24 protein-coding genes are annotated in these 21,540 nt (G+C 70.8%); 15 read left to right on the top strand and 9 right to left on the bottom strand.

The features are described from left to right. Window positions 1-622: 622 nt before the first annotated feature. On the bottom strand, window positions 623-1,465 hold the full coding sequence (locus tag EES42_RS23185) for a hypothetical protein (RefSeq protein WP_124720119.1): 843 nt from the start codon (window positions 1,463-1,465) through the stop codon (window positions 623-625). A 144-nt stretch (window positions 1,466-1,609) separates the two neighbouring features. Further along, window positions 1,610-1,942 carry a PadR family transcriptional regulator gene (locus EES42_RS23180; RefSeq protein ID WP_073810844.1) on the bottom strand — a complete coding sequence of 111 codons (333 nt, stop codon included), beginning with the start codon at window positions 1,940-1,942 and terminating at the stop codon, window positions 1,610-1,612. A gap of 307 nt (window positions 1,943-2,249) precedes the next feature. Here EES42_RS23180 and EES42_RS23170 point away from each other — a divergent pair, with 307 nt between their 5' ends. Together EES42_RS23170 and EES42_RS23165 are read left to right on the top strand one after the other, a co-directional pair. Beyond that, on the top strand, window positions 2,250-2,771 hold the full coding sequence (locus EES42_RS23170; protein WP_124720204.1) for a SigE family RNA polymerase sigma factor: 522 nt from the start codon (window positions 2,250-2,252) through the stop codon (window positions 2,769-2,771). Between the two features lie 5 nt (window positions 2,772-2,776). Next, on the top strand, window positions 2,777-3,346 hold the full coding sequence (locus EES42_RS23165; protein ID WP_241196518.1) for a PASTA domain-containing protein: 570 nt from the start codon (window positions 2,777-2,779) through the stop codon (window positions 3,344-3,346). A 117-nt stretch (window positions 3,347-3,463) separates the two neighbouring features. On the opposite strand, the gene EES42_RS23160 is transcribed toward EES42_RS23165, so the two are convergent. From EES42_RS23160 to EES42_RS23150, 3 genes are all read right to left on the bottom strand, one after another. After that, entirely contained in the window at window positions 3,464-3,901 is a 438-nt protein-coding gene (locus EES42_RS23160) for a DUF4267 domain-containing protein (RefSeq protein WP_124720116.1), read from the bottom strand. Between the two features lie 142 nt (window positions 3,902-4,043). Further along, on the bottom strand, window positions 4,044-4,394 hold the full coding sequence (locus EES42_RS23155) for an antibiotic biosynthesis monooxygenase family protein (RefSeq protein WP_124720115.1): 351 nt from the start codon (window positions 4,392-4,394) through the stop codon (window positions 4,044-4,046). A gap of 95 nt (window positions 4,395-4,489) precedes the next feature. Then, window positions 4,490-4,936, bottom strand: a complete 447-nt coding sequence (locus tag EES42_RS23150) for a DUF1772 domain-containing protein (protein ID WP_124720114.1) — start codon at window positions 4,934-4,936, stop codon at window positions 4,490-4,492. Between the two features lie 90 nt (window positions 4,937-5,026). On the opposite strand from EES42_RS23150, the gene EES42_RS23145 reads away from it, so the two are divergent. The 12 genes from EES42_RS23145 to pstB all read left to right on the top strand — a co-directional run bounded on the left by EES42_RS23145 (window position 5,027) and on the right by pstB (window position 17,573). Then, window positions 5,027-5,605, top strand: coding sequence for a TetR/AcrR family transcriptional regulator (locus EES42_RS23145; RefSeq protein ID WP_124720113.1), 579 nt, complete (start codon window positions 5,027-5,029; stop codon window positions 5,603-5,605). A gap of 184 nt (window positions 5,606-5,789) precedes the next feature. Next, entirely contained in the window at window positions 5,790-6,713 is a 924-nt protein-coding gene (mshD, locus tag EES42_RS23140; protein ID WP_124720112.1) for a mycothiol synthase, read from the top strand. Between the two features lie 149 nt (window positions 6,714-6,862). Beyond that, on the top strand, window positions 6,863-7,273 hold the full coding sequence (locus tag EES42_RS23135) for a GntR family transcriptional regulator (RefSeq protein ID WP_124720111.1): 411 nt from the start codon (window positions 6,863-6,865) through the stop codon (window positions 7,271-7,273). Continuing rightward, window positions 7,270-8,166 (top strand): ABC transporter ATP-binding protein, encoded by an 897-nt coding sequence (locus tag EES42_RS23130; protein ID WP_124720110.1) that lies wholly within the window; start codon window positions 7,270-7,272, stop codon window positions 8,164-8,166. The genes EES42_RS23135 and EES42_RS23130 overlap by 4 nt, the downstream gene beginning before the upstream one ends. Next, a complete protein-coding gene (locus EES42_RS23125) occupies window positions 8,163-9,188 on the top strand; it encodes an ABC transporter permease (protein WP_241196517.1) in 1,026 nt (341 codons plus the stop codon). Before EES42_RS23130 ends, EES42_RS23125 begins: the two co-directional genes overlap by 4 nt. A 260-nt stretch (window positions 9,189-9,448) precedes the next feature. Beyond that, entirely contained in the window at window positions 9,449-11,704 is a 2,256-nt protein-coding gene (locus tag EES42_RS23120; protein WP_124720109.1) for an RNA degradosome polyphosphate kinase, read from the top strand. After that, window positions 11,691-12,686 (top strand): CHAD domain-containing protein, encoded by a 996-nt coding sequence (locus tag EES42_RS23115; RefSeq protein WP_124720108.1) that lies wholly within the window; start codon window positions 11,691-11,693, stop codon window positions 12,684-12,686. Before EES42_RS23120 ends, EES42_RS23115 begins: the two co-directional genes overlap by 14 nt. Then, entirely contained in the window at window positions 12,683-13,132 is a 450-nt protein-coding gene (locus EES42_RS23110) for an NUDIX hydrolase (RefSeq protein WP_124720107.1), read from the top strand. Before EES42_RS23115 ends, EES42_RS23110 begins: the two co-directional genes overlap by 4 nt. Window positions 13,133-13,398: 266 nt before the next feature. Continuing rightward, window positions 13,399-14,535, top strand: a complete 1,137-nt coding sequence (pstS, locus tag EES42_RS23105; RefSeq protein WP_124720106.1) for a phosphate ABC transporter substrate-binding protein PstS — start codon at window positions 13,399-13,401, stop codon at window positions 14,533-14,535. A gap of 156 nt (window positions 14,536-14,691) precedes the next feature. Next, on the top strand, window positions 14,692-15,687 hold the full coding sequence (gene pstC / locus EES42_RS23100; RefSeq protein ID WP_124720105.1) for a phosphate ABC transporter permease subunit PstC: 996 nt from the start codon (window positions 14,692-14,694) through the stop codon (window positions 15,685-15,687). Beyond that, window positions 15,684-16,769, top strand: coding sequence for a phosphate ABC transporter permease PstA (gene pstA, locus EES42_RS23095; protein ID WP_124720104.1), 1,086 nt, complete (start codon window positions 15,684-15,686; stop codon window positions 16,767-16,769). Before pstC ends, pstA begins: the two co-directional genes overlap by 4 nt. A 27-nt stretch (window positions 16,770-16,796) precedes the next feature. Next, on the top strand, window positions 16,797-17,573 hold the full coding sequence (pstB, locus tag EES42_RS23090; RefSeq protein ID WP_124720103.1) for a phosphate ABC transporter ATP-binding protein PstB: 777 nt from the start codon (window positions 16,797-16,799) through the stop codon (window positions 17,571-17,573). A gap of 232 nt (window positions 17,574-17,805) precedes the next feature. Here the strand turns inward: pstB and EES42_RS23085 are convergent, their stop codons facing one another. After that, window positions 17,806-18,804, bottom strand: coding sequence for an inorganic phosphate transporter (locus tag EES42_RS23085; protein WP_093540205.1), 999 nt, complete (start codon window positions 18,802-18,804; stop codon window positions 17,806-17,808). 5 nt (window positions 18,805-18,809) lie between these two features. Then, on the bottom strand, window positions 18,810-19,430 hold the full coding sequence (locus tag EES42_RS23080) for a DUF47 domain-containing protein (RefSeq protein ID WP_072488031.1): 621 nt from the start codon (window positions 19,428-19,430) through the stop codon (window positions 18,810-18,812). Between the two features lie 200 nt (window positions 19,431-19,630). On the opposite strand from EES42_RS23080, the gene EES42_RS23075 reads away from it, so the two are divergent. After that, entirely contained in the window at window positions 19,631-19,981 is a 351-nt protein-coding gene (locus EES42_RS23075; RefSeq protein ID WP_124720102.1) for a metal-sensitive transcriptional regulator, read from the top strand. Between the two features lie 42 nt (window positions 19,982-20,023). Here EES42_RS23075 and EES42_RS23070 read toward each other — a convergent pair whose 3' ends face one another. Both EES42_RS23070 and EES42_RS23065 read right to left on the bottom strand, forming a co-directional pair. Continuing rightward, window positions 20,024-20,206 (bottom strand): hypothetical protein, encoded by a 183-nt coding sequence (locus tag EES42_RS23070; RefSeq protein WP_124720101.1) that lies wholly within the window; start codon window positions 20,204-20,206, stop codon window positions 20,024-20,026. A 154-nt stretch (window positions 20,207-20,360) separates the two neighbouring features. Next, window positions 20,361-21,275, bottom strand: coding sequence for a hypothetical protein (locus EES42_RS23065; RefSeq protein ID WP_124720100.1), 915 nt, complete (start codon window positions 21,273-21,275; stop codon window positions 20,361-20,363). Between the last annotated feature and the right edge of the window lie 265 nt (window positions 21,276-21,540).

The following is a 21,540-nucleotide window of genomic DNA, read 5'->3' as shown; positions in this document are numbered from 1 at the left end:
TCGGGGGTCGAGGAACATCGGAACGAAAACCGGTGCTAAGCCCGTCCGGCCTCTGCGAGGGCTTTGACCTGGACTTCTGTGGTGGCTGAACCTTCGGCAGTCGTGTTGATCGACTGTTCTGGAGGTCCGGGGTGCCGGTTGAGTTTTTGACGGATGAGCAGGCGTCCCGGTACGGGGCGTTCTACGGCGCTCCGGCGCGGGCGGGGATGGCCCCCAGGCCGACGAGGCGCTGCGCCGGATGCGCGACTGCTCCCCGCGCCCGCGGGGATGGCCCCCCGTTCCCGGCAGCGGGTGCCGGACGTGGTCCGGCACCCGCTGCGCAGCCTGGTGGCGGTCTTCCGCCGCCCGTTGTTCGTCTTCGACGCCTGCCGGGTCGTCACCACGGCCCACCCCTGGGGCGGCGGCGAAGGCCCGGTGCCTGGGCGGCCGGCCGACGCGGGCTACCGGCACGAGGTGTACCGGGACGACCGGAGCGCCCGCCCTGACCTACGGGTCTGGGAGCTCCGGTCGTCCCGGAGCCCGTGGTGGCGGCACGGCCCCGAAGCGTCCGGCCGCCGCGCGGGGGAGTGCCTGCTCGCCGGTCCGCTTCCGTGCGGTCCGACCGGCAGCCGACCGCTTACCTTCAGGGAGCAGGGAGGGTGCGTGGGTCAGCTGCGGGAAAGCCCCCTCCTCGGAAGGCGGCGGTACAGGAGGATCGCGCCTCGGGCCGCCAGGTAGCCGAAGGCGGACAGGACGAGGAGCTGGGGCAGCAGGGCGGTGGCGGCGGACGCCTGGCCGCCGAAGAGCAGGGGGTGAGCAGCGGTGGGGCCGCGAGGACGGTGGCGGCCATCACCGCGTCCCTGGGCCCGTGGGTACTGCGGGCCAGCGCGGCTCCGGTGGCGAGCGGGGCCCAGAGGCCGAGCCCGGAGGTCGTGAGGACCTCGATCCATTCCTCCCCGCCGCCGGCGGCACCGACGGCCGAGGCCGTGACGACGACGGCGAGCCACAGCCCGGTGCCGGGGCGGCGCTCCCGGTCGGGCGGGGCGAGCAGGAGGATCAGGGTGTTGAGCGTGATCAGCCCCAACCCGCGCGGGCCGAGGCCGAGTTCGGCTGCTGCGGCTCGGTCCAGGCCGAGCGGCCCGGTGTAGGACAGCAGGCAGAACAGTGCCGCCGAAGCGGCGGCCAGCAGGGCCAGGACCCGTGCGGCGGACCAGCGGTCGGCCACCACCGCGCAGGCCGTGAGCGCGGCCGGGACGAGGAACGAGACCGCCGCCAGGAGCGGGCCTCCGTCGGGGAAGCCGCTGGTGGAGGAGCCGTGGGTCTCGGGGCTGACGGCGGTTCGCACGTCGCGCACGACCGAGGCTGCCGCGTAGGTTCCGGCGAGCAGGGCGGCGATCGGCGCCGCGGTGGCGAACGCCCGGCCCGTCGGGCGGTGGGACACCAGGCCGAGCCGGACCCGGACTCCGTGCCCGGCGACGTCGGCCACCTCGCGCAGCCCTCCGGCCGGACCGGAGAGCAATCCGGCGGGCGGCGAAGTCGGTCACCTCCGCGAGCGCGCCGGTGCCGTACGAGGACGGGTAGAGCGCGAGGGCCCGCCGGAGAAGCCAGGCGTTCAGGGGGTGCTTCGAGGTCATGCCGAGCCTCCTGCGGAACGGGTCCGGGGTGCCGCCAGGCGGCGGTCCGCCTCGCGCAGGGCGGAGCGCAGGCGGTCGGCCTCGGTCCTGAGCGACTGTTCTCCGTCCGGGGTGAGGGTGAACACGCGTCGGGGGCGTCCGTCCACCGTCTCCTCGCGCTCGACGCGGATCAGCCCCTCAGCCAGCAGGCGGTCAAGGGTGCCGTAGAGGCTGCCTGCGCCCAGTCGCACCCGACCGTCGGAGATCGCGGCGACCTCGTCCCCGAGCGCGTAGCCGTGGCGCGGCCGGTCGGCGAGTGCGGTGAGGAGGAGGAAGGTCGGCTCCTGCATGGAGCGTTTGTTCTTCACCCGGCACACCGTAGTACGGTCACCGTAGTATCTGGCAAGAGGCGCCCCCGTTCTTCTCGGCCGACTGCGGGCCGCCCGCCCGGCGGCCCTCCGCTTCGCCGGGCCCCGCCCGCACCCCGGGCGGCAGCGGCGCGAGGTCCTGGGACACCCTTCCGTCCCGGCTGTGATTCACGTCACTGCCGGCGGCTCGGTGCAGCACCCGGCCCCGTTCCGCCGTCATGGGGGCAGTGATCGGGACGGGACGAGGAGAGGAGGTCGGCGGGTGAGGTTTCGCAGGAGCGGTCCGGGCATCGGATTCACGGAGTTCGTCGCACAGCGGTCGGGAGCGTTGTTCCGCGCCGCGTATGCGCTGACCGGTGACGTGCACGTGGCCGAGGATCTGGTGCAGGAGGCGCTGGAGCGGGCGTGCCGACACTGGCGGAAGGTCGCGGTGGCGGACTCGCCGGAGGCGTACGTGCGCAAAGTGCTGGTCAACCTGGCCAACGACCGCTGGCGGCGGCTGTCGCGCCGGGGCGAGCGCCCCGGGCTGTCGGGGGTGCCCGAGACGGCCGACCCCCGGGACCGGTTCGGGCAGGTGGATCTGCGCGCGGAACTGATCGAGGCACTGCTCGGGCTGCCGATGGGCATGCGCAGCGTGGTGGTCCTGCACTACCTGCACGATCTGGACGCCCGGCAGATCGCCGACGTCCTGGACATCTCTTCGAGCGCGGTGAGGTCCCAGCTCGCCCGCGGCCTGGCCAAGCTGCGCGATTCCGTATCGGGCGCCCAGGCGCCGCACACGCCGTCGGCCGCTTTCGGAGGTACGAAGTGAGGAACATGTCGTCCGGACCGGCCCCGTTCGAGCCGGGCCTCGAAGCCGAGCTGCGTGCCGCGGTGGCCTCCTTCGCCGACGGGCCGACGGCGCCGGTCGTCGACGCGGCCGCGATCGAGCGAGCCGTCAGCCGCAGCCGCACCCGCCGGGCGCTCCTCGGCACCGCTGCGGCGTGCTGCGTGCTGGCGTGCGCCACGGTGGGGTTCTTCGCGCTGAAGCCCGTGCCCCCCGCGCCCGGCGCCTCCCCGTCCCTGTCCTCACCGGCGAACGGGGCGTGCACCCCGCTCGCCACCGGCACCCCCAAGAGCGGAAGCGCCGATGCGACTCCGACACAGGAGCAGGAGCAGACCTCGGGAGCGGGCATCGCGCTGCCGGACCTGGCCGGCATGCCGGTCGAACAGGCCGGAAGCCTGCTGCGCGGACTCGGACTGAGCTGCACGATCATGCGGCACACGGACTGGAACGCTCCCGCCGGGCAGGTGATCAGCAGTCAGCCCCGGGGCGGCGCAGAACCGGTGGCACCGGGCTCGTCCGTCCTCCTGCTGGTCTCGACGGGCAAACCCGGCGGAACCTGAGCGACCGGGCCCTTCGGCCCGCGCACCGGCCGAGTGACCCCCCGGTCCTGCCGCGACGGCGGAACAAGGGGGTGGCCCGGCCACGTGGCCGGGCCACCCCTTGCGGGCATGCGGCTGTCAGGCGGGCTGCGCGGCGGACGCCGGGGCGGGGGCCTTGTCGGCCTTGTCGGCCTTGCCGGTCTCGCGGAGGATCAGCAGGCCGGTGATCGCGATCAGCGCCGCGGTCAGGCCGTGGATACCGAATGCGGCGGCGACGGAGCCGTGATGGGCCAAGACGTTGATCATGTCGCCGAACGGGGCGACGGCCTCCATCAGAAGGACCCAGCCCAGGGCGCGGCGGTGGCCCGTCACCAGCAGGATGCCGATGACCAGGCCCATCGAGAATTCACGGATGCCCTTCATGACGAGGAAGCCGTCGCCGTCGCCCTCGGGCCAGTTCGGCAGGCCGACACCCGGAGTGGACGTCTCGGGGGTCAGGATGAAGGACAGCCCGAGGTAGAGGACGAACAGGGCGCCTGCGGAGGCCAGGACGGTGTTGACGTTCTTCAGCGACATGGTGCTTCTCCTTCGACGTACGGCCTGGGTGGGGCGGGGTGGGGTGGGGCGGGGTTCGGCGGCGGGCGCAGACCCGCAGGCCAGAAGCGCATCGCGGTGCTGCCTCGCACTCGAAGTCGTCGCCTCGGCCGCGGCCGCCGTGTCATACGTCGATCTGCTCGAAGATGTGCGGGTACGACACGATGTCGTCGGGGAACTCGGCCGCCATGCGCTGGAACTCCGGGCTGCCGAACGCCGTGGCGAGGGCCTCGGTCGATTCCCAGACCGCGACGTTCATCAGAAGCCGGCTGTCCGCCGTTCCCTTGTGCATCTGTAGGGAGATGAATCCTGGCTGAGCCTTCATGAACTCGGCCTGCCCGCGAAAGTGGGCCAGGAACGCTTCGGCCCTCTCCTTCGGGACGACGAAGGTGTTGGCCAGGACGATGGGCCCGGTCTTCTCCTTGAACTGCGCGAACATCGGCGTGCTCGGGTCGAGACTCTGCAGCGTGGCCATTTTCGGAACTTCCTCTCGCTGTCGGTGAATGGGTGCCGGTGAAAGGGCGCCGGTGAATAGGTGCCGGTGAATGGGTGCCGTCGGGGTCGGCCGGATCAGCTGAGGGCGGTGACCAGCAGGGCGAAGGCGGCGATGATGACGGCGACGCGGACGTAGTGGAAGCGGTCCCAGCGGCTCAGCTGCTCCTTCCAGTCCTCGGGCCGGTTCTCGGGAGTCCACGCCCTGTTCCGGTTGTTGATCGGGACGAGCAGCAGGATCGACATGACCACGCTGAGCATCAGCAGCGCTCCGGCGGTGACGACGAGGCCGGTCCCGTGGTGGTGCCACCCGGCGACAGCCCAGATGCCGACGAGGACGAGCGAGCCGATGTACCAGACCGGCATCACGGCGCCGAGCATCCGGCCCCCGTGGGCGTGGCCGAGTTGGCCGCTGTCCTCCGGGAGGGCGTTGAGGATCGGGTTGATGACGAAGGCGACGGAGAACTCCACCCCCACCATCACGCCGACGACCACGGTGGTGACGACCTCAAGTGCGTTGAGCATGACGACCTCTCCGAAATCTAGCGTCGCTAGCTGACGAAGCAACGCTAGTACTACTGCCGCTCTCATGTCTAGCACTGCTAGGATCGAATCATGTCGGTACAGGAACGCAAGGAGCGTGAACGGGCGGGCCGCGAGCGTCTCATCGTGGCGACGGCCCGCGAACTCGCCGAGCAACAGGGCTGGGACGCGGTCACCACCCGTCGGCTCGCCGAGCGCATCGAATACAGCCAGCCCGTCCTCTACAGCCACTTCCGCGGCAAACGCGAGATCATCGGCGCCGTCGCCCTCCAGGGCGCCACCGAGATGGCCGCGGCGATGCGGGCCGCGACCTCCGCCGCGGACGGCCCGCGCGCCCGGGTGTATGCCCTCGCCCGCGCCTACCTCGACTTCGCCACACGCAACCCGGCGGTCTACGACGCCCTGTTCCAGCTCGACGGCGGTCTGGCGTACGCGCAGGAGGACACCCCGGAACCCCTCAAGGACGCCTTCGCCGCGCTGCTCGACTGCCTCGGCGAAGTCGCCGGGGACGGCGTCGCCCCGGGACTGTTCACCGAGGTGTTCTGGGCGGCCCTGCACGGGGTGGCGACCCTGACCCGGTCGGGGCGGCTGCCTCCGGAGGAGACCGAGTCGAGGGTGGAGCTGCTGGTGGGCCGGCTCGCCGTGGTCTGACACACCGCGGCGCGGCCTGACACACCGCGCCGCAGACCGCGGACCGCCGGCCGAGTCCCGAACACACCGCGGACCGCGGACCGCGGACCGCGGTCCGCGCGCCGCGACCCTCCGACCGCCGACCGAGTCCCGAAGCGCCCGCGCACCACCCCGGTACCCACCCCGCCCCCGTAGGCTCGTAGACATGACGACTGACGCACCCCTCCCCGCTCCCGGACGTGAGATCCGGACGCTCGACGAGCTCTCCCCCGAGCAGGCGGACGCCGTGTCCGATCTGCTCGCCGAGGCGGCCCGGTCCGACGGCAGGCAGGCCGTCTCCGAGCAGGGGCGGTTGCAGCTTCGGGGCGGGCAGCGGGCGGGGGTCCGGCACCTGCTGCTGACCAGCGGGCCGGTCCTGGTCGGGTACGCGCAGCTGGAGGACACCGACCCCGTCGAGGCGCCGGCCGCCGAGCTGGTCGTGCATCCGGCGTACCGGGGGCAGGGGCACGGGCGGGCGCTGGGCGCGGCGCTGCTCGCCGTGACCGGGAAGCGGCTGCGGGTGTGGGCGCACGGCGGGAAGTCCGCGGCGCGGCATCTCGCGCAGGTCCTCGGCCTCTCGCTCTTCCGCGAACTGCGCCAGCTGCGCCGCCCGTTGGCCCCACTGGACATCGCGGAGCCGGTGCTGCCGCCCGGCGTCACCGTCCGCACCTTCCTGCCCGGCGAGGACGACGCCGCCTGGCTCGCGGTGAACCGCGCCGCCTTCGCCCATCACCCGGAGCAGGGTTCGCTGACCCAGCGCGACCTGGACGACCGCAAGGCGGAGCCGTGGTTCGACCCGAAGGGGTTCTTCCTGGCCGAGCGCGACGGCGAGCTGATCGGCTTCCACTGGACGAAGGTGCACGCCGAGGAGCAGCTCGGTGAGGTGTACGTGGTCGGCATCCGGCCCGACGCGCAGGGCGGCGGGCTCGGCAAGGCGCTCACCGCGATCGGGCTGCGCCATCTGGCCGCCGAGGCGCTGCCGACCGCGATGCTCTACGTGGACGCGGACAACAAGGCGGCCGTGGCCGTCTACGAGCGGATGGGCTTCGCGACGCACGAAGTGGACCTGATGTACCGCACGGAGTCCTGAGGCATGTACCGCACAAAGTCCTGAGGCATGTACCACACGGAGTCCTGAGGCAAGGGTCCACGGGCCCAACTCACCCGGGGGCGGCGTCGCTTGACGCCGCCCCTTCTTTACGCCACCCTTTCACTACTCAATTAGTGAAAGGGGTGAACATGGCAGAGTCCGCAGCGGTCGAGTACCGCATCGACCGGCGCAGCGGCGTCGCCACGTACCTCCAGATCGTCCAGCAGACCAAGCAGGCGCTCCGCCTCGGCCTGCTGGAGCCCGGCGACCGGCTGCCCACCGCGCGCGAGGTCGTCGAGGCCACCGCCATCAACCCGAACACCGTGCTCAAGGCCTACCGGGAGCTGGAGCGCGAGGGGCTGGTCGAGGCCCGGCGCGGGCTCGGCACCTTCGTCACCCGGACCCTCGGCGGCGCGGCGGCCGCCGACGACGCACCGCTGCGCGCCGAGCTCGCCGACTGGACCCGCCGGGCCCGCGCGGCCGGGCTGGAGAAGGACGACGTGAGCGCGCTCTTCACCGCCGTACTGGACAGCACTTTCGAGGGGGATCAGACCGGATGACAGGCGCTGCGATCGAGGCCACCGGCCTCGGCATGAAGTACCGGGGCAGAGGCAGGGGCTGGGCGCTGCGCGACTGCTCCTTCCGGCTGCCCGCCGGGCGGGTGTGCGCCCTCGTCGGGCCCAACGGCGCGGGCAAGTCCACCCTGCTCGCCCTCGCGGCCGGTTTCCTGCGGCCGTCGGAAGGGACGGTACGGGTGCTGGGCTCGGTCCCGGGCCAGGCCCGTGCCCGGATGGCCTTCGTGGCCCAGGACAAGCCGCTGTACCCGCAGTTGACGGTGGACGCGACGCTCTGGGCGGGCGCCGAGCTGAACCCCGCGACCTGGGACCAGGAGACCGCCGAGCGGATCGCCGGGGATCTCCCGCGCGATGCCCGGGTCCGTGACCTCTCCGGCGGTCAGCGCACCCGGCTCGCCCTGGCCCTCGCGCTGGGCAAGCGGCCCGAACTGCTGCTGCTGGACGAGCCGATGGCCGATCTCGACCCGCTCTCGCGCCATCGGCTGATGGGCGCGCTGATGGCGGAGGCCGCCGAGCGCTCCACCACGATCGTGATGTCCTCGCACATCCTCACCGAGCTGGAGGGCGTCTGCGACTACCTCCTGCTCGTCGACGGCGGCCGGGTCCGCCTCGGCGGCGAGACGGAGGACCTGCTCGCCGCGCACACCCTGCTCACCGGTCCGGTACAGGACACCGCACCGCACACCGTCGTCGAGTCCCGCACCGCGGGACGTCTGCAGACCGCACTCGTACGGAGGCAAGGCGCCGTGGACACAGACGTCTGGGAGGCCGCCGAGCCTTCGCTGGAGGAACTGCTGCTGGCACATCTGCGGTCGCCGGAGGCGCCGGCGCTGCTGACGCCGAGTGCGGCGGCCGGTCAGGCGGTGGCCACCGTATGAGCGCGATCATTGCCCCTTCCTCGTCGCCCGCCCCTCGCGCGGCCGCCGCGTCACGCAACCGTCTGCGCGGCCCGGAGCGGGTCGTCGTGGCCCAGCACCGATGGGCCCTGTGGATCATGGGGGTGCTTCCCGTCCTGGCCACCGTCTCGCTCGTCGGCGCCTGGCTGTGGACCGAGCATGTCCTGGACGCCTTCGCCGCCACGGGCTGCTCGGTCACGCACACGACGCCGGGCTGCGATGCCACGGTCAACGCCTACCTCGACCGCCAGATGTGGTTGCGGGAGGTGCTCGACCGGGCCGGCCTAATGATGATGGTCCTCCCCGCGCTCATCGGGATCTTCGTGGCGGGGCCGGTCATCGCCCGGGAGCTGGAGAGCGGCACGTACAGGCTGGCGTGGACGCAGTCCGTGACGCCCGCCCGCTGGCTCGCCGCCAAACTCGCCGTGCCCACCGTCGTGACGCTGGCCTCCGTCTCCGTGCTGTCGGCCGCCTGCACCTGGGCCCAGGGCCGGGCCGAGGGGGCGTACCAAGGGCAGGAGTGGCACGAGCGCACCGCGTACGGCTCGATGGGCACCGTCCCCGTCGGTTACGCCCTGTGCATGCTGGCCCTCGGCGCGCTCGCCGGGCTGGTGCTGCGGCGGACCCTCACCGCGACGGTCGTGACGGTGATCGCGTACGGCACCCTGGTGGCCGCCTTCAACTCCGCGCGCAACAGCCTGTGGCCGACCCTGACGGACACGTTCGAGCAGGGCAGCCACTACCGGTTCCCCGACGGGGCGATCAACGTCGGGACGGGCTGGCTGACCGACTCCGGGCAACGGCTGCCCCACAGCACGTGTCTGGAGTGGGCCCCTGACTTCAAGCAGTGCCTGACCGAAAAGGACATCGCTCTCCGCTACTTCGACTACCACCCCGCCTCGCACTTCTGGCCCCTCCAGCTCGTCGAGACCGGCATCCTGCTCGCCCTCGCCGCGCTCGCCGTCGCCCTCGCCTTCCGGGTGCTGCGCCGCCACCACGGCTGAGAGGCCGTCGGGTCACCGGGCCGTGTCCGGGCGCCTCTCGGGCACCCGGGCACGGCCACACCGCTTCCTGCACGTCATGTCGCCGTTACCAGCCATTCAGAAGCGCTTGCCACCCTTTCAGGATGCAGCCAGCCGTGCCGACCCCCCGCAACGGGAGAAATCCCGGCGGAGACCGCACGAACGACGTGAACCGCGCGTTCCCCGCGATCTCCGCACCCTTCGGCGCGCCCCTTGGGCCATCCGCGCGGAAGAATAGGGCCATGAGCCAGCAGCCCAGCTCCGAGGTACCGGTCCAGTCCACCGTGCAGCCGTCGGTCGGCTCACTCGCCGCGCACCGGCCGCACGCCGTCGCCACCGCCGCGTCCAACGGTGCCGCGCTGTCCACCGCCGCCGACCTGGACCCCGACATCGACGCCGATGTCGACGCGTACGAACCCGACGTCGACGGCGACGAACTGCCACAGGGCCGATTCCTGGACCGCGAGCGCAGTTGGCTCGCGTTCAACGAACGGGTGCTCGAACTGGCCGAGGACCCCGCGACCCCCCTCCTCGAACGGGCTAATTTCCTCGCCATCTTCGCCTCGAACCTGGACGAGTTCTTCATGGTCCGGGTGGCCGGTCTGAAGCGCCGCATCGCCACCGGCGTCGCCACCCGTTCCGCCTCCGGACTCCAGCCCCGCGAGGTCCTGGACCTGATCTGGACCCGCTCGCGCGAACTCATGGCCCGGCACGCCGCCTGCTTCCAGCAGGACATCGCCCCGGCCCTGTCCGACGAGGGCATCCAGCTGATCCGCTGGCCGGAGCTGACCGAGAAGGAGCAGGCCCGCCTGTTCACCTTCTTCCGGCAGCGCGTCTTCCCCGTACTGACCCCCCTCGCCGTCGACCCGGCACACCCCTTCCCGTACATCTCGGGGCTCTCGCTCAACCTCGCCGTCGTGGTGCGCAACCCGGTCAGCGGCCACCGCCACTTCGCCCGGGTCAAGGTGCCGCCGCTGCTGACCCGCTTCCTGGAGGCGTCGCCGCAGCGGTACGTGCCCATAGAGGACATCATCGCGGCCCACCTCGAAGAGCTCTTCCCGGGCATGGAGGTCCTCGCCCACCACATGTTCCGGGTCACCAGGAACGAGGACCTGGAGGTCGAGGAGGACGACGCCGAGAACCTCCTCAAGGCCCTGGAGAAGGAGCTGATGCGGCGCCGCTTCGGCCCGCCGGTCCGGCTGGAGGTCGAGGAGTCCATCGACCCGTACGTGCTCGACCTGCTGGTCCGCGAGCTGAAGGTGTCCGACGCCGAGGTCTACCCGCTGCCCGGACCGCTCGATCTCACCGGGCTCTTCGGCATAGCCTCGCTGGACCGGCCCGAGCTGAAGTTCCCCAAGTTCATCGCCGGCACCCACCGCGACCTCGCCGAGGTCGAATCCGCCTCCGCGCCCGACATCTTCGCCGCGCTGCGCGAACGCGACGTGCTCCTGCACCACCCCTACGACTCCTTCTCCACCTCCGTACAGGCGTTCCTGGAGCAGGCCGCGAGCGACCCCGACGTCCTCGCCATCAAGCAGACCCTGTACCGGACCTCGGGCGACTCGCCGATAGTCGACGCGCTGATCGACGCCGCCGAGTCCGGCAAGCAGGTCCTGGTCCTCGTGGAGATCAAGGCCCGCTTCGACGAGCAGGCCAACATCAAGTGGGCGCGGAAGCTGGAGGAGTCCGGCTGCCACGTGGTCTACGGACTCGTCGGCCTCAAGACCCACTGCAAGCTCTCGCTCGTCGTGCGGCAGGAGGGCGACACCCTGCGCCGCTACTCCCACGTGGGCACCGGCAACTACCACCCCAAGACCGCCAGGCTCTACGAGGACATCGGCCTGCTGACCGCGGACCCACAGGTCGGCGCGGACCTCTCCGACCTCTTCAACCGGCTCTCCGGCTACTCCCGCCGGGAGACCTACCGCCGTCTCCTGGTCGCCCCGAAATCCCTGCGGGACGGGCTGATCGCCCGGATCAACAAGGAGATCACCCACCAGCGGGCCGGGCGGACCGCCTACGTCCGCATCAAGGTCAACTCGATGGTCGACGAGGCGATCATCGACGCCTGCTACCGGGCCGCGATGGCCGGCGTACCGGTGGACATCTGGGTACGCGGAATCTGTGCGATCCGCCCCGGTGTCGCCGGTCTCTCCGAGAACATCCGGGTCCGCTCGATACTGGGCCGCTTCCTCGAACACTCCCGGCTCTTCGCCTTCGGCAACGGCGGCGAACCCGAAGTGTGGTTCGGCAGCGCCGACATGATGCACCGCAATCTCGACCGCCGGATCGAAGCACTGGTCCGGGTCACCGACCCCGCCCACCGCGCCGCGCTCAGCCGTCTCCTGGAGACCGGCATGGCCGACACCACCTCATCCTGGCACCTCGGTCCCGACGGGAACTGGACCCGGCACGCCACGGACGCGGACGGCCAGCCGCTGCGGCACGTACAGGAAATGCTCATTGACGCCCGGAGGCGCCGGCGTGCGACGCCATGACCATCAGACGACGCAGGCGGACCTTACGGCGGGCGCCGTACTCGCGCCCTACCTTCAGGACCAGGCAGCCGAATTCCTCCGCAGCCTGCGCCTGCACCGCGAGAACAGCGCCCCCACGGACGCCGGAAGCCACGGAGCCGAGGAGGCGGCCGGTGCGCTGCGCCGCTCCTCGCGCCGGATCGGCGGCACGCTGCACACCTTCCGGGCGGCGCTGGACGCCACCTGGGCCGAGCAGCTCCGTACCGAACTGGCCTGGCTCTCCGGCACCCTGGCCAGAGAACACGCCTACGCGACCCGGCTGAACCGGCTGCTGGAAGCGCTGCACGCCCTGTCCGGCACCTCGCTGCCCACCGCCCGCCACGGGTCCGGCTCCGACGGCGCCACCGACAAGGAGCGCGCCGCCCTGGGCGTCGGCGCCGCCCGCGCCGGAGCGCTGCTCGAACGGCAGCTGACCCTCGCCCGTACCCGCGCCCACTCCGCGGCGCTCCAGGCGCTCGGCTCCTCCCGCTTCCACGCGGTGGCCGACGCCGTCGCGCTGCTCGCCTCGGAGGTCCCGCTCGCCCCGGCGGCCGCGGCCCCGGCCGAGGAGATGCTGCACGGGCCCGCCGACCGGGCCGAGCAGCAGCTGCTCGGTGCGGTGGCGGCGCTCCCGTCCGGCCAGGCGGTCGAGCCGTACAACGAGGCGCAGGACGCGCCCTGGCACCGCACCCGGCTGCTGCTCCGGCTGCACCGGTACGCCCATGAGGTGGTCCGGGGTGCCCCGGACCCGGTCCTGGCCGCGCCGGGTCACGCCCTCGATCTGCACCGGGACGCCTCGGAGGCGGCCGCGGCGGCGGCATCGGCGGCCCGTACGCCCCGCATCGCGCCGGCCACCGCGTACGCCCTGGGGGTGCTCCACGCCGACCAGCGCCACGAGGTGACGGCGGCCCGCGGCGTGTTCCGGACGAGCTGGCCGTACGCCGCGGCCGTGATCACGCCATGAACGGGGCGGTGGGCGCCCGCGGCACCGAGCGCACCACGGACCGGCCGGTGCTCGCCGCGGGGTGCGTGCTGTGGCGCCGGCCGGAGCGCTCCGGCAAGCTGGAGATCTGTCTGGTCCACCGGCCGCGCTACGACGACTGGTCGCACCCCAAGGGCAAGTTGAAGCGCGGCGAACGGGCGCTGGACGCCGCCCTGCGCGAGGTCCTGGAGGAGACCGGCCACCACTGCGTCCCCGGCGCCCCGCTCCCCACGGTCCGCTACCTCGCGAACGGCCGCCCCAAGGAGGTCGCCTACTGGGCGGCCGAGGCGGCCGGCGGCACCTTCGTACCCGGTTCCGAGGTCGACCGGGTGAGCTGGCTCGCCCCGGAGGCGGCGCGTGCCCGCCTCAGCCAGGACCGTGACCGGGAGCTGCTCGACGCCCTGCTCGCGCTGCTGCCGGACCTCTGACCACGCCGGAACCCGGCCTTCCCGGACCGCCGACTCCGTAGCTGCCCCGAAGATGCGCAGATGCTCTGAAGATGCTCCGGCCAAGGGCGAGAACCGCACCGTCCTGCACGGTTCACCTTCCGTTCACTCTCCCCCGTAGGCCGCTTCACCTGTTCTGCCTAACTTCGGCAGTGCACGGTGCGCGGCGAAACGCCGGAGCACCCACGACAACGCACGCCGTCGTAGAACGAAAAGACCTCGGCGGCTCCTGGAAGGAACACCCGAAAGTGAAGCTTCAGCGCAAGAACCGGCTTCGTGCCACCGCGCTCGGTGCCCTCGCCGTCTCCAGCGCCCTGGTCCTCACGGCGTGCGGTTCGGACGACAACAGCAGCGGCACGACCGGCGGCAACGGCGGGAAGACCAACGCCGCGTCGAACATCAAGTGCGACGACGCCAAGGGCCAGCTGCCCGCCTCCGGCTCCAGCGCGCAGAAGAACGCCATGGACCTCTGGGCCAAGAACTACATGGCCGGCTGCTCCGGCGTCGAGATCAACTACAAGTCCTCCTCCTCCGGTGAGGGCATCGTCGCCTTCAACCAGGGCACCGTCGGCTTCGCCGGTTCCGACTCGGCGCTGAAGCCCGAAGAGGTCGCCGACTCGAAGAAGATCTGCAAGGGCGGCCAGGGCATCAACCTCCCGATGGTCGGCGGCCCGATCGCCATCGGCTACCACCTGGAGGGTGTCGACAGCCTCACGCTGGACGCCCCCACCCTCGCCAAGATCTTCGACGGCAAGATCAAGAAGTGGAACGACGGCGCGATCGCCAAGCTCAACACCGGCGCGAAGCTCCCGGACAAGCCGATCCAGGCCTTCCACCGCTCCGAGGACTCCGGCACCACGCAGAACCTCGGCAAGTACCTCGGCGCGACCGCCCCGAGCGACTGGAAGTACGAGGCCGAGAAGAAGTGGCCGGCCCCCGGTGGCCAGGCCGCGTCCGGCTCCTCCGGCGTCGCCGCCCAGGTGAAGCAGGTCGACGGCTCGATCGGCTACTTCGAGCTCAGCTACGCCGCCTCGCAGTCGATCTCCACCGTGGACATCAACACCGGCGGCGCCGCCCCGGTCAAGGCCACCTCGGAGAACGCCTCCAAGGCCATCGCCGCCGCCAAGATCAAGGGCACCGGCAAGGACCTGGCGCTGGAGCTCGACTACACCACCAAGGCCGAGGGTGCCTACCCGATCGTCCTGGTGACGTACGAGGTCGTCTGCGACAAGGGCAACAAGCCCGAGACCCTCTCCACGGTCAAGTCCTTCCTGAACTACACCGCCGGTGACGAGGGCCAGAAGCTCCTCACCGAGGCCGGCTACGCGCCGATCCCGGCCGAGATCAACGCCAAGGTCCGCGAGACCATCGCCTCCCTCTCGTAACCGGGACGCGCAAGCAACACCCGCAGCACCTTCAGCAACACCAGCAACATCCGGCAGACCGGTCCGGTGCACCCCTCCGGACCGGTCCGCCACCATCCATCCGGTGCACCGCCGCCAGGGGAGCCAGACCGCTCCCCCACACAGACCGGAAAGACCATGGCTTCCACCACACCGATAGATTCGCCGCCGGCACCGCCGGTGGCGCGCAAGCGCGCCGGGAGCAGCTCCGGGCGCGTGGGCGACAAGGTCTTCCTGGGCCTCTCCCGGGGCTCGGGCATTCTGCTGCTCGTGATCATGGCGTCGATCGCCGTGTTCCTGACCTACCGTGCCTCGCTCGCGATCTCCGAGAACGACGGCAACTTCTTCACCACCTTCGACTGGAACCCGGCCGGCGACCCGCCGGTGTTCGGCATCGCGGTCCTCCTCTTCGGCACGGTCGTCAGCTCGATCATCGCGATGGCCATCGCCGTCCCGGTCGCTGTCGGCATCGCCCTGTTCATCTCGCACTACGCGCCGCGCAAGCTGGCCGCGCCCCTCGCCTACGTCGTCGACCTGCTCGCCGCAGTGCCGAGCATCGTGTACGGCATCTGGGGCGCCCTCGTCCTGGTCCCGTACCTGGAGGGCCTGAACCTCTGGCTCGACCAGTTCTTCGGCTGGACGTACATCTTCGAGAAGACCGAGGTCGGCGTCGCCCGCTCGCTCTTCACCGTCGGCATCCTGCTCGCGATCATGATCCTGCCGATCGTGACCAGCGTCAGCCGCGAGGTCTTCCTCCAGGTCCCGAAGATGAACGAGGAGGCCGCCCTCGCCCTGGGCGCCACCCGCTGGGAAGTCATCCGCCTCTCGGTGCTCCCCTTCGGCCGCTCCGGCGTGATCTCCGCCTCGATGCTGGGCCTGGGCCGTGCGCTCGGCGAGACGATGGCCGTCGCCACGGTCCTGTCGCCGAGCTTCATCATCTCCGGGCACCTGCTCAACCCCGGCGGCGGCACCTTCGCCCAGAACATCGCCGCGAAGTTCGACGAGGCCAACGAATTCGGGCGTGACGCCCTGATCGCCTCGGGCCTGGTGCTCTTCGTCCTCACCCTGCTGGTCAACGGCGCGGCCCGGATGATCATCGCCCGCCGCAAGGAATACTCGGGGGCCAACGCATGAGCCAGGCAGCCAACACCGGCATACAGGAGCGCCCCGCCCCGGCGGAGGCCGCCCGTCCGACCAGCCTGAGCAGCCGGGCACTGCCCCGCTGGGCCCCGTTCGCCTTCGCCGCGCTCGCGCTCGCGCTGGGCGTGGGCACCGGCGCCGCGGCCGGCTGGCAGAGCCACACCCAGTGGGGCCTGTTCTCCGCCCTGCTCTTCGTCGTCATCTCGTACGTCACGACCTCGGTCGTCGAGAACCGGCGCCAGGCCAAGGACCGGCTCGCCACCAGCATCGTCTGGGTCTGCTTCCTGCTGGCCGTCGTGCCGCTCGCCTCGCTGCTGTGGACGACGATCAGCCGGGGCGCGGAGCGCCTGGACGGGTACTTCCTGACCCACTCGATGGCCGGTGTGCTCGGCTCCGAGCCGACCGGCGGTGTCTACCACGCGCTGATCGGGACGCTGGAGCAGGTCGGCATCGCCACCGTGATCTCCGCCCCGATCGGCATGCTGACCGCCGTCTACCTGGTGGAGTACGGCAAGGGCGCCCTGGCCAAGGCCGTGACCTTCTTCGTCGATGTCATGACGGGCATCCCGTCCATCGTCGCCGGTCTCTTCATCCTCTCGATCATGCTGATGACGAAGACCCAGCCGTCCGGCCTGATGGGTGCGCTGGCGCTCACGATCCTGATGATCCCGGTCGTGGTCCGCTCCACCGAGGAGATGCTCAAGCTCGTCCCGAACGAGCTCCGCGAGGCATCGCTCGCCCTCGGCGTCCCGAAGTGGCGCACCATCCTGAAGGTGGTCCTGCCGACCGCGATCGGCGGCATCACCACCGGTGTGATGCTCGCGATCGCCCGCATCGCCGGTGAGACCGCGCCGATCATGCTGCTGGTCTTCGGCAGCCAGCTGATCAACCCCAACCCGTTCCAGGGCGCACAGTCCTCGCTCCCCTTCTACATCTGGGAGCAGTACAAGGTCGGTACCGACCAGTCGTACGACCGTGCCTGGGCCGCCGCGCTGGTCCTGATCGCCTTCGTCATGATCCTCAACCTGGTGGCCCGCGGCATCGCCCGCTGGAAGGCCCCGAAGACCGGCCGCTGACGCGGCACGAAAGAAGCAGTGATTCAGATGGCCAAGCGCATCGACGTCAGCGGCCTGTCCGCCTACTACGGCTCCCACCTCGCCATCGAGGACATCTCGATGACCGTGGAGCCCCGCTCCGTGACCGCCTTCATCGGCCCGTCCGGCTGCGGAAAGTCCACCTTCCTGCGCACCCTGAACCGCATGCACGAGGTCACCCCCGGTGGCCGCGTCGAGGGCAAGGTGCTGCTGGACGACGAGAACCTGTACGGGGCGAACGTCGACCCGGTCACCGTGCGCCGCACGGTGGGCATGGTCTTCCAGCGTCCGAACCCGTTCCCGACCATGTCGATCTTCGACAACGTCGCGGCCGGCCTCAAGCTGAACGGCTCGTACAAGAAGAGCCAGCTGCCCGAGATCGTCGAGAAGTCGCTGCGCGGCGCCAACCTCTGGAACGAGGTCAAGGACCGGCTGAACAAGCCCGGCTCCGGTCTCTCCGGCGGTCAGCAGCAGCGTCTGTGCATCGCCCGCGCGATCGCGGTCGAGCCGGACGTGCTGCTGATGGACGAGCCCTGCTCCGCGCTGGACCCGATCTCCACCCTCGCCATCGAGGACCTGATCGGCGAGCTGAAGGAGCGCTTCACGATCGTCATCGTGACGCACAACATGCAGCAGGCGGCCCGTGTCTCGGACCGCACTGCGTTCTTCAACCTCGCGGCGGTCGGCAAGCCCGGCAAGCTCGTGGAGATCGACGACACGGAGCGCATCTTCTCCAACCCGTCCGTCCAGGCCACCGAGGACTACATCTCGGGACGCTTCGGATAGTCAGGTCACCCGGCAACGGGGCCGACGTGGGCCGGGGGCGTGGGTGGCTACACCCGGTGGTGGGTTTCCACCGGCGAACCCCTCCCCCCTCCGGCGAACCGGCCTCGTCCCCAGACGGCCTTGAGGTGCTGCATGGCGGTGCCACCGCAAGGCGAAGGGGCCGCCCCCACTCCCCGCAGAGGGAGTGGGGGCGGCCCCGTTTCCGTACCGCCGTGACAGCGGCCGACACCCGTCAGCCGAAGAGCAGCACCACGACGCCGTAACTCGCGGCGGCGACCAGGGCCGCGGCCGGCATCGTGATGAACCAGCCCAGGATGATGTTCTTGGCGACGCCCCAGCGGACGGCGTTCACCCGCTTCGTGGCGCCCACACCCATGATCGCGGAGGTGATCACATGCGTCGTGGAGATCGGCGCGTGGAACAGGAACGCCGAGCCGAACATGATCGACGCACCCGTCGTCTCCGCCGCGAACCCCTGCGGCGGGTCCAGCTCGATGATCTTCCGGCCGAGCGTCCGCATGATGCGCCAGCCACCGGCGTACGTGCCCAGCGAGAGCATCAGCGCGCAGACCAGCTTCACCCAGACCGGGATCGGGTCGCTCGGGCTCTCGACATCGGCGATGACCAGCGCCATCACCACGATGCCCATGGTCTTCTGCGCGTCCTGGAGACCGTGGCCGAGCGCCATGCCCGCGGCCGAGACCGTCTGTGCGATCCGGAAGCCGCGCTTGGCCTTGTGCGGGTTGGACTTCCGGAACATCCACATGATCGCGACCATCACCAGATAGCCGACGACCAGGCCGATGACCGGGGAGACGAACATCGGGATGACGACCTTGTCGAGTACCCCGTCCCAGTGCACCATCGTCCCGCCGGCCAGCGCGGCGCCGACCATTCCGCCGAACAGGGCGTGCGAGGAGGAGGACGGCAGCCCGAAGTACCAGGTGACGAGGTTCCAGATGATCGCGCCGACGAGCGCGGCGAAGAGGATTCCCATCCCCTTGTGGCCCTCGGGCGTCGCGATCAGACCCTCGCTCACGGTCTTGGCGACACCGCTGCCGAGGAACGCACCGGCCAGGTTCATCACCGCGGCCATCGCCAGCGCCGCGCGCGGGGTGAGCGCACGGGTGGAGACGGACGTGGCGATGGCGTTCGCCGAGTCGTGGAAACCGTTCGTATACGTGAAGCCGAGCGCGACACCGATGGTCACGATCAGCGCAAAGGTGTCCACGTGGTTCAGGACTCCTTGACCGCGATGGTCTCCACCGTGTTGGCGACGTGCTCGAACGCGTCGGCCGCCTCTTCCAGCACGTCCACGATCTGCTTGAGCTTCAGCACCTCTATGGCGTCGTACTTGCCATTGAAGAGATGAGCAAGCAGTTTGCGGTGGATCTGGTCGGCCTGGTTCTCCAGGCGGTTGACCTCGATCCAGTACTCGGTGAGATTGTCCATCGTCCGCAGACCGGGCATCGCCTCGGCGGTCAGCTCGGCCGCCCGGGCCAGCACCTCGATCTGCTGGGCAATGCCGTTGGGGAGTTCCTCGACCTGATACAGCACGACCAGGTCGACGGCCTCCTCCATGAAGTCCATGATGTCGTCGAGCGACGACGCGAGGTTGTAAATGTCCTCGCGGTCGAACGGCGTAATGAAAGAGGAGTTCAGCTGGTGGAAGATCGCGTGGGTGGCATCGTCCCCCGCGTGCTCCGCTGCCCGCATGCGCTCCGCGATCTCGACTCGGGAGGCAGAGTCCGCCCCGAGCAGTTCCATCAGGAGTTTCGAGCCCGTGACGATGTTGTCCGCGGATGCGGAGAACATGTCGTAGAAGCTCGTCTCCCTGGGGGTCAGACGAAAGCGCACGTGGGGTCCTCGGGGTGCTTTGGATTCGGTCAGGCTGATGCTAGGCGCATCATCCGGCCACGGCTAACCGGCGTTCTTCAGTGTCGCGCATCAGGCACAGTGATCAGCACGGGCCCCCGGTCACGTTTCAGATGAATTCGTTAGGATATACCCACCAGGGGTATATAAACGGCAGGGTAAAGGGAAAACGGGAGGCAGTAATGACCACCACCGAGGCCGCGGGGACCACCACGGAGACGGAATCCCCCGTCACCGACCACGACCGGGGCATACACGGTTATCACCATCAGAAGGCCGAACACCTCAAGCGGCTGCGCCGGATCGAGGGCCAGATCCGCGGCCTCCAGCGCATGGTCGACGAGGACGTCTACTGCATCGACATACTGACCCAGGTATCGGCGTCCACGAAGGCGCTCCAGTCGTTCGCCCTCCAGCTGCTGGAGGAGCACCTGCGGCACTGCGTCGCGGACGCGGCGGTCAAGGGCGGCGAGGAGATCGACGCCAAGGTCGAGGAAGCCACGAAGGCGATCGCCCGGCTGCTCCGCACCTGATGGCGGGGGTCTCGGGCCGCGGCGCCGCGCACACCCCCGGCGCTATCCCTGCCGGGGGACGGTGGTCCGCTCGGTGATCACGCGGACGTTGAGCACCTCGTCGATGCGGTCCGCGCTGAGCCGTTCCCCGATCGCGGCCGACGCGGCGATCATCAGCTCGCCGCAGAGCTCGATCTCGGCGAGGGCCACCTGATCGGATACGGTCCGCACGCTGAGCGTCACCACGTCACTCGCCTCTCACTGCCGTCGCCTACTTCCCGGTGCCCCTCCCGGCAAGCTTAGGGAGCGGACCATGCGCCACGCATGGCACGGACGGACCATTTCACCGGCACCGGCATGCCTACGTCACCGCCCGCACCCCGCGCCCCGTACCGCACCCCTACCGCTGCCGGATCTGCCCGGTGTAGATGTCAGGGCCGTCCGGCAGCCGTACGGAGACCGGCACCCCGAACCCGAACAACAGTGTGGTCGACACCACTTCCACCGCCGGTCCCTCGTTGGCGAAGCTGAACCGGTGGCGCACCTTGCGCAGCCGCCCCTGCTCGTCGAGGTACGCGTCGAACGGCACCGTGACCTTGCTGAACCCTTTCGCTGCCGCGGCCAGCACCCCGCGCGAGCCGGGCGCGGCCTCGCGCGCGGCCAGTCCGATGTCCGCCGTCCCCCGGTAGTGCCGCACGACGACCCCGGCGAGCTCGGTCTTCCCCTCGTACGTCACCTGTCGCGCCCCGCACAGCAGTTCGGCGGCGGCCATCGGATCGGTCACCCCGCCGGTGACGAGGTTGCCGTCCTCCAGGGCCGTCGTGTCCACCCTGACCCATTTGTCGGCGGGCACTCCGGCGCCGCGGTTCTTCATGTAGAGCGCGCCCGGGGCCAGCAGTTCGGTGATGGGGCGGTGCTCGTCCTCACCGGCGGCGTCCTTGGGCAGTACGACGACGAGCCGGCCGGTCCGGGTGCGGAAGTCGTACGTGCCCCGGCCCCGGATGGTCACCCGCGTCCCGCCGGCCGCGGTCTCCATCGACGTACGCACCTCGGCGGTCCCGGCGACGGTGCCGGTGCCGGAGTCCGGGGCGGTGCCGGCCACCGCCGCCGTCCCGGTCCCGCTCACCGTCCCCGCGAGCACCGCGGCCGCGCGGCGGACCGCGCCGAGGGAGTCGGTCCCGCCCCGCTCGTCGGCCACGGCCCGGTCACCGCCACCGCCCGCCGAGCAACCGGCGGTCGCCGCCATCACGCCCACCACGGCAAGGGCGCAGACAGCGCGCGCCCCGCCTCCGGACCTGTGCTGCTGCACCACCATCGCCTGCCAACCCCCAACGCGTAACGCCTGCCCGAGAGGCCCGTCCGTTCCGGATAACGACGGCCCGTGTCCCCCGTCACGCCGCCCCCACCGGGCACACCGCCGGGTGGCCGCGGCCAGTACCGTGGACGGGTGTATGACCGACGCACCGACGAGGTCCCGCCGACCGCCCCCACCCCCGCGTCCGCCGGGCACCGATCCACCACCGTGGAACGCGGTTCCTTCTGCACCGCGCGCTGCACCTGTGGCTGGTCCGGCCCGGCCC

The sequence above is a fragment of the Streptomyces sp. ADI95-17 genome (assembly GCF_003846175.1).
Lineage (GTDB): Bacteria > Actinomycetota > Actinomycetes > Streptomycetales > Streptomycetaceae > Streptomyces > Streptomyces sanglieri.
This window is presented reverse-complemented; position numbering and strand designations above follow the sequence as displayed.

Bases quoted from the DNA above. Each gene is read 5' to 3' on its own strand.
- EES42_RS23180 (WP_073810844.1), bottom strand. From the start codon at position 1,942: ATGCAGGAGCCGACCTTCCTCCTCCTCACCGCACTCGCCGACCGGCCG.
- EES42_RS23165 (WP_241196518.1), top strand. From the start codon at position 2,777: ATGTCGTCCGGACCGGCCCCGTTCGAGCCGGGCCTCGAAGCCGAGCTG.
- EES42_RS23160 (WP_124720116.1), bottom strand. From the start codon at position 3,901: ATGTCGCTGAAGAACGTCAACACCGTCCTGGCCTCCGCAGGCGCCCTG.
- EES42_RS23155 (WP_124720115.1), bottom strand. From the start codon at position 4,394: ATGGCCACGCTGCAGAGTCTCGACCCGAGCACGCCGATGTTCGCGCAG.
- EES42_RS23150 (WP_124720114.1), bottom strand. From the start codon at position 4,936: ATGCTCAACGCACTTGAGGTCGTCACCACCGTGGTCGTCGGCGTGATG.
- EES42_RS23145 (WP_124720113.1), top strand. From the start codon at position 5,027: ATGTCGGTACAGGAACGCAAGGAGCGTGAACGGGCGGGCCGCGAGCGT.
- mshD (WP_124720112.1), top strand. From the start codon at position 5,790: ATGACGACTGACGCACCCCTCCCCGCTCCCGGACGTGAGATCCGGACG.
- EES42_RS23135 (WP_124720111.1), top strand. From the start codon at position 6,863: ATGGCAGAGTCCGCAGCGGTCGAGTACCGCATCGACCGGCGCAGCGGC.
- EES42_RS23130 (WP_124720110.1), top strand. From the start codon at position 7,270: ATGACAGGCGCTGCGATCGAGGCCACCGGCCTCGGCATGAAGTACCGG.
- EES42_RS23125 (WP_241196517.1), top strand. From the start codon at position 8,163: ATGAGCGCGATCATTGCCCCTTCCTCGTCGCCCGCCCCTCGCGCGGCC.
- EES42_RS23120 (WP_124720109.1), top strand. From the start codon at position 9,449: ATGAGCCAGCAGCCCAGCTCCGAGGTACCGGTCCAGTCCACCGTGCAG.
- EES42_RS23110 (WP_124720107.1), top strand. From the start codon at position 12,683: ATGAACGGGGCGGTGGGCGCCCGCGGCACCGAGCGCACCACGGACCGG.
- pstC (WP_124720105.1), top strand. From the start codon at position 14,692: ATGGCTTCCACCACACCGATAGATTCGCCGCCGGCACCGCCGGTGGCG.
- pstA (WP_124720104.1), top strand. From the start codon at position 15,684: ATGAGCCAGGCAGCCAACACCGGCATACAGGAGCGCCCCGCCCCGGCG.
- pstB (WP_124720103.1), top strand. From the start codon at position 16,797: ATGGCCAAGCGCATCGACGTCAGCGGCCTGTCCGCCTACTACGGCTCC.
- EES42_RS23075 (WP_124720102.1), top strand. From the start codon at position 19,631: ATGACCACCACCGAGGCCGCGGGGACCACCACGGAGACGGAATCCCCC.
- EES42_RS23065 (WP_124720100.1), bottom strand. From the start codon at position 21,275: ATGGTGGTGCAGCAGCACAGGTCCGGAGGCGGGGCGCGCGCTGTCTGC.